The organism is Kribbella deserti (assembly GCF_042434725.1).
Classification (GTDB): Bacteria; Actinomycetota; Actinomycetes; order Propionibacteriales; family Kribbellaceae; genus Kribbella; species Kribbella deserti.
On sequence record NZ_JBHLTC010000032.1, the window covers coordinates 64,848 to 76,045 of the forward strand.

The 11,198-nt window shown below is 69.0% G+C and carries 10 protein-coding genes; 6 read left to right on the forward strand and 4 right to left on the reverse strand.

All coding sequences use genetic code 11. From position 1 onward, the window contains the following. Positions 1 to 546 precede the first annotated feature (546 nt). Entirely contained in the window at positions 547 to 1,734 is a 1,188-nt protein-coding gene (locus tag ACFFGN_RS24865) for an amidohydrolase (RefSeq protein WP_380051871.1), read from the reverse strand. A gap of 288 nt (positions 1,735 to 2,022) precedes the next feature. On the opposite strand from ACFFGN_RS24865, the gene ACFFGN_RS24870 reads away from it, so the two are divergent. Genes ACFFGN_RS24870 through ACFFGN_RS24895 form a run of 6 tightly spaced genes read left to right on the forward strand, consistent with a single transcriptional unit; the run spans position 2,023 to position 8,975 of the window. Then, a complete protein-coding gene (locus ACFFGN_RS24870) occupies positions 2,023 to 3,102 on the forward strand; it encodes a BMP family lipoprotein (RefSeq protein ID WP_380052161.1) in 1,080 nt (359 codons plus the stop codon). Positions 3,103 to 3,156: 54 nt separating this feature from the next. Continuing rightward, positions 3,157 to 4,758, forward strand: a complete 1,602-nt coding sequence (locus tag ACFFGN_RS24875; protein ID WP_380052164.1) for an ABC transporter ATP-binding protein — start codon at positions 3,157 to 3,159, stop codon at positions 4,756 to 4,758. Then, positions 4,759 to 5,964 (forward strand): ABC transporter permease, encoded by a 1,206-nt coding sequence (locus ACFFGN_RS24880; protein ID WP_380051874.1) that lies wholly within the window; start codon positions 4,759 to 4,761, stop codon positions 5,962 to 5,964. It abuts the gene before it with no gap. Beyond that, positions 5,961 to 7,241: an ABC transporter permease gene (locus ACFFGN_RS24885; protein ID WP_380051877.1), complete on the forward strand. Its 1,281-nt coding sequence runs from the start codon at positions 5,961 to 5,963 to the stop codon at positions 7,239 to 7,241. The genes ACFFGN_RS24880 and ACFFGN_RS24885 overlap by 4 nt, the downstream gene beginning before the upstream one ends. Then, complete coding sequence (locus ACFFGN_RS24890) at positions 7,219 to 7,686, forward strand: cytidine deaminase (protein ID WP_380051880.1); 468 nt, start codon at positions 7,219 to 7,221, stop codon at positions 7,684 to 7,686. The genes ACFFGN_RS24885 and ACFFGN_RS24890 overlap by 23 nt, the downstream gene beginning before the upstream one ends. Continuing rightward, on the forward strand, positions 7,683 to 8,975 hold the full coding sequence (locus tag ACFFGN_RS24895) for a thymidine phosphorylase (protein ID WP_380051883.1): 1,293 nt from the start codon (positions 7,683 to 7,685) through the stop codon (positions 8,973 to 8,975). Before ACFFGN_RS24890 ends, ACFFGN_RS24895 begins: the two co-directional genes overlap by 4 nt. Positions 8,976 to 8,977: 2 nt before the next feature. On the opposite strand, the gene ACFFGN_RS24900 is transcribed toward ACFFGN_RS24895, so the two are convergent. The 3 genes from ACFFGN_RS24900 to ACFFGN_RS24910 form a co-directional block, all read right to left on the reverse strand. Then, positions 8,978 to 9,631, reverse strand: a complete 654-nt coding sequence (locus tag ACFFGN_RS24900; protein WP_380051886.1) for a hypothetical protein — start codon at positions 9,629 to 9,631, stop codon at positions 8,978 to 8,980. A gap of 76 nt (positions 9,632 to 9,707) precedes the next feature. Then, positions 9,708 to 10,502, reverse strand: a complete 795-nt coding sequence (locus ACFFGN_RS24905) for an NAD-dependent epimerase/dehydratase family protein (RefSeq protein ID WP_380051889.1) — start codon at positions 10,500 to 10,502, stop codon at positions 9,708 to 9,710. Continuing rightward, on the reverse strand, positions 10,499 to 11,104 hold the full coding sequence (locus tag ACFFGN_RS24910; RefSeq protein ID WP_380051892.1) for an ATP-binding protein: 606 nt from the start codon (positions 11,102 to 11,104) through the stop codon (positions 10,499 to 10,501). The genes ACFFGN_RS24905 and ACFFGN_RS24910 overlap by 4 nt, the downstream gene beginning before the upstream one ends. Between the last annotated feature and the right edge of the window lie 94 nt (positions 11,105 to 11,198).

Here is an 11,198-nt window from a genome sequence, read left to right on the forward strand (position 1 = left end):
GGGACCACCGCCAGCCCCAAGGCGAGACGCTAACCACCTACCGCCCGCCGCCGATCGGGCACCGCCAAGTGCGCACCGCCGATCGGGCACCACCACGGCACCAATGGACGCGAAAACCCGCCTCGCGACGCGTAAGCCGTGCCCAGGAGCACCGGCAGGCCGGGCAGCGGGGTAGTACCGCGGACCCCGGCTGATCCCGAGTCTCGCGTCACCTTATTCCGAGGGTCGACCGTCGGAATCGGGGGTAGACCCTTCAGATCTGGCACGTCGACCCCCGCATTCAAAGGTCGACCCGCCTAACCGGCGAGGCGGGAGCCAGTCGGCCGCCCGTCGCCAGGCGTGCGAGAGGCGACCTTCCGGCGCGGAGCCTGCGGACCACCCGCATCGACCGGCCATCGACCAGCCATCGCCCAGCGACCGGCCCTCGCCCAGAGACAGGCCCTCGCCCAGCCATCGGCCGCCGACCGGCCCTCGGCCGCCGACCGCCCATCGGCCGCCGACCCGGCCGGCCGTGGGAGCATCCGCTCGGCAGAAGGAACCGCAGATCTAGTCGAGTAGGGCGACCGAGGTCAGGACGGTGGTGCCGAGGGCGATGGCGGTTTCGTCCGGGGTGAAGCCGGGGGTGTGCAGGTCGGCGGCGGAGGTGGCGCCGACGGGGCGTACGCCGAGGCGGGCCATCGCGCCCGGGGCGTGTTCGAGGTACCAGGCGAAGTCCTCGCCGCCCAGGCTCTGATCGGTCGAGGCCACCGCGGCGGAGCCCAGGGTCTGCTCGACGGCCTTGCGCAGTACGTCGATGGCGAGCGCGTCGTTCATCACCGGTGGTACGCCGTGGGTGACCTCGGTCTCGACCTGCACGCCGTACGGCGCGACGAGTTGCGCGGCCAGATCCGGGATCAGCTCGGCCGCGAGACGCCAGGCGCTGACGTCGAGGCAGCGCAGGGTTCCCTCGGCTTCGCCCCGGGCGGGAATCGCGTTCGCCGCGGAGCCGGAGGTGATCCGGCCCCAGACGAGCGACATGCCCGCGCGCGGGTCGACCCGGCGAGAGAGGGCCGCGGGCAGTTCGGTGACCAGCGTGGCCAAGGCGTACACCAGGTCGCCCGTGAGGTGCGGGCGGGACGTATGACCGCCCGGGCCGATCAACCGCACGAGAATCCGGTCGGCCGCGGCGGTGAGCGCACCGACCCGGAGGCCGATCTGACCGACCTCGAGCCGCGGATCGCAGTGCAGCCCGTAGATCCGGTGCACGCCCTCCAGGCCGCCTGCCGCGATCACGCTCAGCGCGCCGCCGGGCATGACCTCTTCGGCGGGCTGGAAGATCAGCCGCACCCGGCGCTGGAGCAGGCCGTCGCGGGACATGCCCGCCAGGACGAGGGCCGCGCCCATCAGCGCGGCGGTGTGTACGTCGTGCCCGCAGGCGTGGCTCACGCCGGCGTGACTCGAGCGGTACGGCGTCTCGGCCGTCTCGGTCACGGGCAGCGCGTCGATATCCGCGCGCAGCGCCACGCAGGTGTCACCGGAACCGATATCGCAGATCAGGCCCGTGCCGGTCGGCAGCACCTGCGGGGCCAGTCCGGCCTCGAGCAGCCGCTTGCGCAGGACCTCGGTGGTGCGCTCCTCGTGCCAGCCCAGCTCCGGATGCGCGTGCAGGTCCCGGCGGATCGCCACCGTCTCGTCCCGCACCTCGTCGACGCGAGACTTCACGTCCGACAGCAGCAGGCTTCGCGAAGTGGTCATCGCCCCAGTCTCGCATCCGCCCCGGACCGGTTCCGTACCAGCCCGGTACAGGTATGGCCTCGGCAAATGGCGAACCACAGGTGATGGAAAGGCGGTGTGTGACGTTCAAGTCGCGTGCAGTAGCCGAAAGATCTCCTGCCGGTAAAGGGATCTCCGGCGGGATTACTTTCCGGTATCGAGCCCGCCTGGGCGTTCAGAGATTGGCTGCGCACCCCTATAGTCTGCGGGTGCGGTACGCCGGGGAAGGCGTATCAGCCTTTTCGGTGGTATCTCGACGCAAGGAGGCGTCTGGTGAAGCAGTACATGCGGGGATTGGCGATGGTGGGCGTGGTCACGCTCGCGGTAGCCGCTTGTGGCAGCAAGCCTGCGGAGGAGACTCCGGCCGGCGGCGCCAAGAAGGACTTCAAGGCGTGCATGGTCTCCGACTCGGGAGGCTTCGACGACAAGTCCTTCAACCAGACCTCCTACAAAGGCCTGCAGGACGCCGTCAAGGAGCTGAACATCTCCGAGGCGAAGGCCGAATCGAAGTCGGACAACGATTACCCGACGAACATGACCGCGATGGTCGCGCAGAAGTGCAACATCATCGTCTCGGTGGGCTTCAAGCTCGAAGACGCCACCGACAAAGCGGCCGTCGCGAACCCGGACATCAAGTTCACGATCGTCGACTCGGCCCCGGCCGAGCCGATCCCGAACGTCAAGCCGCTCGGCTTCAACACCGCCGAGTCGAGCTTCCAGGCCGGCTACCTGGCCGCCGCGATGTCCCAGAGCGGCAAGGTCGGCACCTACGGTGGCATCAAGATCCCGCCGGTGACCATCTTCATGGACGGTTTCGCCGAGGGCGTGCGGCACTACAACACCACCAAGAGCAAGAACGTGCAGGTGCTCGGCTGGGACGACGCCAAGCAGGACGGCCTGTTCACCGGTGACTTCGAGGACAAGGCGAAGGGCCAGAACACCGCCCAGAACCTGATCACCCAGGGCGCCGACATCATCTTCCCGGTGGCCGGTCCGGCCGGTCTGGGCGGTCTGCAGGCGGCCAAGGCCAGCAACGGCAAGGTCAACGCCATCTGGGTCGACACCGACGGCTGCGAAAGCGCCGCGGAGTACTGCTCGGTGCTGATCACCAGCGTGCAGAAGGGTATGGACGTCGCGGTCAAGGACGCCATCGCCTCCGCGGTCGAGAACAAGTTCGACAACAAGCAGTTCATCGGCACGCTGGAGAACGGCGGCACGGGGCTGGCTCCGTTCCACGAGTTCGACAGCAAGGTGCCGGCCGAGCTGAAGTCGGAGCTGGACGCGATCAAGGCCGACATCATCTCGGGCAAGATCAAGTTGCAGTCCAAGGCTCAGCCGAAGGCCTCCTGACCCACTCCGGCGACATAGTTCGGTACGGTTCGAGCCAGGAAGGCGGTCCGGGCACTGTCCGGATCCCGTCTTCCTGGCTCGCCGTCTGATAGGGAGGCTGCCCGCATGCATCTCGAGCTCGCGGGGCTGACCAGGAGCTTCGGCTCGCTGGTCGCCAACGACCACATCGACCTGGTGATCGAACCAGGCGAGATCCACTGCCTGCTGGGCGAGAACGGCGCCGGCAAGAGCACGTTGATGAACATGCTGTACGGGCTGCTGCAGCCCGACTCCGGCGAGATCCTGATCGACGGGGAGAAGGTTTCGATCAGCTCACCCAGCGACGCGATCGCGCGCGGTATCGGCATGGTGCACCAGCACTTCATGCTGGTCCCGGTATTCACCGTCGCGGAGAACATCATGCTCGGCCGGGAGACCACCCGCGGCGCCGGCGTACTGGATCGCAAGAAGGCGCACGCGCTGGTCCGCGAACTGTCCGACCGCTACGGGTTCGACGTCGATCCCGAGGCGCTGGTCGAGAACATCCCGGTCGGCGTGCAGCAGCGGGTCGAGATCATCAAGGCGCTCACGCACGACGCCAAGGTGCTGATCCTGGACGAGCCGACCGCCGTGCTGACTCCGGCGGAGATCGACGAGCTGATCGAGGTGATGCGCCAGCTCAAGGACAGCGGCACCTCGATCGTGTTCATCACCCACAAACTCAAAGAGGTCAAGGCGATCGCGGACAAGATCACCGTGATCCGCCGCGGCAAGGTGGTCGGCACGGCCGAGCCGTCGGCCACCGAGGAAGAACTGGCCGAGCTGATGGTCGGCCGCGCCGTCGACCTCAAGGTCGACAAGGCGCCCGCCGAGCCGGGTGAGGTTCAGCTGGAGGTCCGGGGCCTGACCGTCATCGACGAGCGTGGTCACACCGCCGTCGACAACGTCGACCTGGAGGTCCGGGCGGGCGAGATCCTCGCGGTGGCCGGTGTCCAGGGCAACGGCCAGTCCGAACTCGCCGAGGCGCTGCTGGGCCTGATCCCGATCGCCGCGGGCACGATCAGCCTGGACGGCCGGGACCTGTCCGGCCGTAGCACCCGGCAGCGGCTCGAGGCCGGTATCGGGTACGTCCCGGAGGACCGCGCGCACGACGGTTTCGTCGGCTCGTTCTCGGTCGCGGAGAACCTTGTGCTCGACCTGTTCCGCAAGCCTCCGTTCGGCTCCGGGGTGTCCCTGCACACCGGCGAGATCGAGAAGAACGCGACCAGCCGGGTGGACGAGTTCGACATCCGTACTCAGTCGATCGATCTTCCCGTGTCGTCCTTGTCCGGTGGTAACCAGCAGAAGGTCGTCCTGGCCCGCGAGATGTCCCGGCCGTTGAAACTGCTGGTGGCCTCGCAGCCGACCCGCGGTGTGGATGTGGGCTCGATCGAGTTCCTGCACACGCGGATCGTGCACGAGCGGGACCAGGGCACCGCCGTACTGATCGTGTCCACCGAACTGGACGAGATCGCGGCGCTGGCCGACCGGGTCGCGGTGATGTACCGCGGCAAGGTGGTCGGCGTCGTACCGGCCGACACCCCGCGCGACGAGCTGGGCCTGATGATGGCCGGCGCCTCGCAGCGAGAGGCCGAGATCGCCGCCACCGAGCACCCGACCACGTTGGGAACCATCTAGATGAGTACTAGCACCGAGGCGCCGGAGTCCCAGCCTCAGTCGCAGCCCGAGCCGAAGGCGCCCAAACAGGGTCTGCCCGGCTGGGCCGTTCAGGGCCTGGTCGCGGCCAGCGCGATCGTGCTCGCGCTGGTGGTCGGCGCGATCCTGATCGTGATCGGCGACGACGAGGTGAAGCTTGCCTCCAGCTACTTCTTCGCCGCGCCGCTCGACACGCTGTCGGCCGCCGTCACCGCGGTCGGCGAGGCGTACAAGGCGCTGGTCGTCGGCGCGGTCGGCGGGCTCAACCCGATCGCCGAGTCGCTGACCCAGGCCACCCCGCTGATCTGCGGCGGGCTCGCGGTCTCGCTGGCCTTCCGCACCGGGCTGTTCAACATCGGCGCGCAGGGCCAGCTGATCATCGGCGCCATTCTCGCGGCTTGGGTCGGCTTCGCCTGGCACCTGCCGCCGGTAGTGCACCTGCTCGTCGCGATCCTGGCCGGCCTGATCGGTGGCGCCATCTGGGGTGGACTGGTCGGCCTGCTGAAGGCCCGGACCGGCGCGCACGAGGTGATCGTCACGATCATGCTCAACTACGTGGCGATCTACCTGCTGCAGTGGTTGCTGACGACAACGACCTTCCAGCGGCCAGGTCGCGAGGACCCGATCAGCCCGATCGTGGACGCGAGCGCGCAGTACCCGCAGTTCGGTGGCAACCGGCTGCACCTCGGCTTCATCCTGGCGCTGCTGGCGGCGGCGTTCGTCTGGTGGCTGCTGAACCGTTCGACCATCGGCTTCGAGCTGCGCGCGGTCGGCGCGAACCCCGACGCCTCCCGCACGGCCGGTATGAGCGTCGGCCGGGCGTACATCATCGCGATGGTGGTCGCCGGCGGTCTGGCCGGGCTGGCCGGCACCCAGCAGGTGCTCGGTACCGATCTGCCGCTCACCGATGGAGTGGCGGCCTCGGTCGGCTTCGACGCGATCACGGTCGCGCTGCTGGGCCGCGGCACGCCGATCGGCACGGTACTGGCCGGTCTGCTCTTCGGCGCCCTGAACGCGGGCGGCCTGCAGATGCAGTTGCAGACCCAGACCCCGCTGACCCTGACAACCGTGCTGCAGGCGGTGATCGTGCTGTTCGTGGCGGCGCCCGCGCTGGTGCGCTCGGTGTTCCGGTTCCTGCCGAAGGAACGCGGCGCCGGCGCCGTACTCGCGAAAGGCTGGAACGGATGACCGAGACGACTGTGGAGTCCCGGCCGACGGCCCCGGCCACGATCGAGGGCCCGGCCGAACGGACCCGCCGCCTGCGCGTCGGCGGCCTGATGCTCGTCTTCGCCGTGATCGGCCTGCTGCTGGCGTTCGTCACCAACGGCGGCAAGGCCACCTTCCAACTGGTCTCCGGCGATCTCGAAGGCAGCCTGCTGAAGGTGCCCGCCCAGGGCACGGCGATCTTCCTGGCCGTGCTGGGGCTCGCTGCCGCGGTCGCGTACCTGCTGCGCCGGGTACCGATGCGGTACGCCGGCTGGCTCGGCGCGATCCTCGGCATCTGCTTCATCGGGGCGTTCCTGTGCTGGGCCGCGGCGGGCAAGGTTTTCCCGCTGGCCAACCAGTTCCAGGGCACGCTGAACTTCGCCACCCCGTTGATCCTCGGCGCCCTCGCGGGTGTGCTGTGCGAGCGCGCCGGTGTCATCAACATCGCGATCGAGGGCCAGTTCCTGGTCGGCGCGTTCACGGCCGCCATCGTCGCCAGTACGACGGGCAGCGCGGTGGCGGCGCTGGCCGCGGCCGCGATCACCGGTGTGCTGATGGCGGCGCTGCTGGCGGTCTTCTCGATCAAGTACCTGGTCAACCAGGTCGTACTCGGCGTCGTGCTGGTGGTCTTCGCCTCCGGTGTGACGGGTTTCCTGTTCGACCAGTTCATCCAGGAGGACACGGCCAACCTGAACACCCCGGATGTGCTGGCAGCGGTGAAGATCCCGCTGCTCGGCGACATCCCGTTCATCGGGCCGATCCTGTTCAACCAGACGGCGCTGGTCTACCTGACCTATATCGCCGTCGCCGTGGTCACCTTCATGCTGTTCCAGACCCGCTGGGGTCTGCGCGTGCGGGCCGTCGGTGAACACCCGAAGGCCGCCGATACCGTCGGCATCAAGGTCACCCGGGTCCGGTACACCGCGGTGCTGTGGGCCGGGGTGCTCGCCGGTCTCGGTGGCTCGTTCTTCACCGTGGGCTATGCCGGCTCGTTCAACAAGGACATGACCGCCGGCAACGGGTTCATCGCGCTGGCGGCGCTGATCATGGGCCGCTGGCACCCGGTGGGCGCGATGGTGGCGGCGCTGTTCTTCGGTTTCGCCACCCAGTTGCAGTCCCAGCTGCAGATCATCCAGACGCCCATCCCTGGCGAGTTGTTGCTGATGGCCCCTTACCTGGCCACGGTGATCGCGGTCGCGGGCCTGGTCGGCCGGGTGCGCGCTCCGAAGGCGGACGGTGAGCCCTACGTCAAGGGATGAGCTGACCGTCGACTGGCCGGCGCTGCGGGAAGCCGCGGTGGCCGCGATGCGGCATGCCTATGCGCCGTACTCGCGGTATCCGGTCGGGGCCGCCGCGCTGGTGGACGACGGCCGGGTTGTTGCCGGATGCAACGTTGAGAACGCGTCGTACGGGCTGGGGCTGTGCGCCGAGTGCGGGCTGGTCTCGCAGCTGCTGATGACCGGTGGCGGACGGCTGGTCGCGTTCAGCTGTGTGGACGGCCAGGGCGTGCTGCTGATGCCGTGCGGGCGCTGCCGCCAGTTGCTGTACGAACACGGTGGGCCGGAGCTGTTGCTGGAGACGGCGCGGGGTATCCGCCCGCTGAGCGAGATCCTGCCGGACGCGTTCGGTCCGGAGAACCTCGCCGGCTCCGGTGCTGCTGGGTCCGATGATGCCGCTGGTTTCGATGATGTGGAGAAGAAGTGAGCGAGAAGTTCGACGCGGTCGACGTGATCCGGACCAAGCGGGACCGGGCTGAGCTGAGCGACGGCCAGATCGACTGGGTGATCGACGCCTACACCCGGGGCGCGGTGGCCGACGAGCAGATGTCCTCGCTCGCGATGGCGATCCTGCTGAACGGTATGACCCGGCGCGAGATCTCCCGCTGGACCAACGCGATGATCGCCTCGGGCGAGCGGATGGACTTCTCGAAGTTGTCCCGCCCGACCGCCGACAAGCACTCCACGGGTGGCGTCGGCGACAAGATCACCCTGCCGCTGGCCCCGTTGGTGGCGGCCTGCGGTGTCGCCGTACCGCAGCTGTCCGGACGCGGCCTCGGTCACACCGGCGGCACGCTGGACAAGCTCGAGTCGATTCCCGGCTGGCGCGCGGCCCTGTCGAACGACGAGCTGATGCGCCAGCTCGACGAGGTCGGCGCGGTCATCTGCGCCGCGGGTGACGGCCTCGCCCCGGCGGACAAGAAGCTGTACGCGCTGCGGGACGTCACCGGCACGGTCGAGGCGATTCCGCTGATCGCCAGTTCGATCATGAGCAAGAAGATCGCCGAAGGCACCGGTGCGCTCGTACTGGACGTGAAGGTCGGAACCGGCGCCTTCATGAAGGAACTGGCCGACGCGCGCGAACTGGCCGAGACGATGGTTGCCCTCGGCACCGATGCGGGCGTACGCACGGTGGCGCTGCTGACCGACATGTCCACCCCGCTCGGGCTGACCGCGGGTAACGCACTGGAAGTCCGCGAATCGGTTGAGGTCCTCGCCGGTGGCGGCCCGTCGGACGTGATCGAGCTGACCGTGGCCCTGGCCGTCGAGATGCTCGCGGCAGCCGGTATCACCGACGTGGACCCGGCGGACAAGCTGCGAGACGGTACGGCGATGGACGCGTGGCGCCGGATGATCGCAACTCAGGGTGGCGATCCGGACGCGGAGCTGCCAGTGGCTCCGGAAACCCACGTGGTGAAGGCCTCCGAATCCGGCGTACTGACTCGGCTCGACGCCCTCGCGGTCGGCGTAGCCGCCTGGCGCCTCGGCGCAGGCCGCGCCCGCAAGGAGGACCCGGTCTCACCCGTCGCCGGCGTGGAACTTCACGCCAAGCCCGGCGACACCGTCGAGGCAGGCCAACCCCTGCTAACCCTCCACGCCGACGACGCGAACCGCTTCCCCCGCGCCCTCGAATCCCTCACCGACGCCACCGACATCGCCCCCACCGGCACGCCGTACGAGCCCACCCCCCTCATCATCGACAAAATCACCGCCTAGGCCTACTGGGCGGTGGCAGCCTTCGCCAGGCGGCGGTATTGGTCTTGGGTGAGGGTTACTGCCGGGTGGGTGTTGGGGGCTAGGGATTGTTCGCCTTCGGTGAGGCGGCGGCGGACGAGTACCTGGACGACGGTTCGGCCGACGCTGAAGGTGGTTTCCAGGACGGCGTAGGTCCGGCCGTTGGCGGCGCTGACCTCGACCTTCGTACCGGTTTGTACGCCGGGAACGCCCGGTACGCGCAACGGCGTGCCGTGGTTGCTGTCGGCCCAGAAGCCCTGCTGGAGTACGCGGGCCTTGGCCGGTGTGCCCGCGCGGAACAGGTAGGTGCGTGCGGTGGTCCGGCCGTCGGCGCTGACGCGGTTCGCGTAGTAGCCCTCGGTGAAGTCGGCGTTCAGGAGTAGGGCGCGATCCCGGTACGGCGAGGTGGAGTGCTGGTCCACGAAGGTCTGGCTGTCGAGCGGTCCGGAGGTCTCCCGGGCGGTGCGTCCGGCGGGCGAGCGGAATCCGCTCGGCGTCACCACGAGCGCCGCGAGTTTGGAGGCCGGCGCTTGGGCCGCCTTGGCCGCACGGACCTCCGGCGTGGGCGCGCTCTCAGCGCCGCCGCAGGAGCTCACCACCAGGGCGCTGGAAAGCACCAGCATCGATGATCGGAGCACGCGCCGCACGGAATCCTCCGCGGGTCGGGGACGGTTCGCCCTCGATCGAATCAGCGCGAGATGAACACCATGGAAATTAGAACGGTTCGCCGAGTGGCGAACGGCAGAAGTCGGCGCCGAGCAGGTCGTTCGTGGTGTCGTCCTGGTCCACGTTCGCCGCGAAGGCCGCCGAATCGTCCTGCGGGTGGAAACCGATCGCCTCGCCCTCGGCCAGGGACCACCAGCCGGAGCTGTTCCGGGACACGCCCCACACGATCCGGAATCCCGGCGAAGGCGTTTCCAGCGCGGCGACGGCCAGCCGGCCCATGTCGTCGGAGGACAGCCAGATCGGCAATTCCGAGGCCGCCACCGGCTGGTCCCGGCACGACCCGATCCGCAGGCAGATCACGTCCATGCCGAACCGCGAGTGGTAGAGACTGCCGAGCGCCTCCATCGCGGCCTTGCTCATGCCGTAGTACGTGTCGGGCTTCGGTGGCACCGTCGCGGGCAATCCGCCGGGCGGTGCCTCGGAGCGGCGTTCGAACCCGACCGCATGGTTGCTGGAGGCAAGGATCACCCGTGGTACGCCGGCCTGGCGTGCCGCCTCGAGTACGGCGCGGGTGCCGTCGATGTTGACCGCGAGGATCTTCTCCCAGTGGTCCTCCAGCGGAATGCCGCCGAGGTGGATCACGGCGTCAACACCTTCGCACGCGAACCGCAGCGCCGGCAGGTGGGTGACGGAGGTCGCGGGCAGCACCTCGACCGGTTCGCCGGGCGCGGCCGCGGGCGGCTCCACCACGTCGAGCAGCCGGAGAGTTCGGTCGGCCGAGGCGAGCCGCTCGCGCAGCATCGTGCCGATGGTGCCGGCGGCTCCGGTGATCAAGACCTTCATACCTGCTCCTCCTCCTGTTCGGCGATCAACTCGGCGATCCGGTGGCGGGTGGCCCGCGGGGTCAGCGGCTCACAACCCGCCGCGAGGCAGCGTCGTACGACGCGGGGCTCGTCCGTCAGCAGCAACAGGCCGCGGCGGAGCAGAACGGGCGCGGGCTTGCGGTGTTCGCGCAGGTCCCGCTGCAACCGGCGGACGAAGGTGACAACACGATGGTGGCGGATGCAGATCGCGGCCGCGAGCAGACCACGGCGGCGCAGTTCCGGTACGACCTGATCGGCGAAGATGCCCTCGGCAACAACCAGGCGGGATCCACCGGTGCTGACCGGGCGATGCCCGACCGTACCGTCGGCGGAGATCTCATAGATCGGCATGTCCGCCTCGCCGGTGGCGCACAGCAGCGCGAGTGCCGCGACCGCCCGGTCGGCGTCCCAGGAGCCCGGGTGGTCCCAGTCGACGATGCCCAGGGGAGACCTCGGCATCGCAGCGTCGTCACCGTCGCGGTAGAAGTCGTCCAGCCGGACCACGGGCAGGCCCAGCGTCTCGGCAAGATGGGACTTGCCGGTCCCCGACGGCCCGGCCAGCAAAATCACACGCGCACTCACCGCGCCATCGTGCCATCCCCCTGGTTCTGGTCCGCGAGTGGTCACATCTGGTCGCCCCCGTCGGCGCCGGGACAGCGCCGCTGCGATCAGATGA

What these genes read in the sequence shown, in the direction of transcription:
- ACFFGN_RS24865 (WP_380051871.1), bottom strand. Translation starts at nt 1,734, where the DNA reads ATGACCACTTCGCGAAGCCTGCTGCTGTCGGACGTGAAGTCTCGCGTC.
- ACFFGN_RS24880 (WP_380051874.1), top strand. Translation starts at nt 4,759, where the DNA reads ATGAGTACTAGCACCGAGGCGCCGGAGTCCCAGCCTCAGTCGCAGCCC.
- ACFFGN_RS24885 (WP_380051877.1), top strand. Translation starts at nt 5,961, where the DNA reads ATGACCGAGACGACTGTGGAGTCCCGGCCGACGGCCCCGGCCACGATC.
- ACFFGN_RS24905 (WP_380051889.1), bottom strand. Translation starts at nt 10,502, where the DNA reads ATGAAGGTCTTGATCACCGGAGCCGCCGGCACCATCGGCACGATGCTG.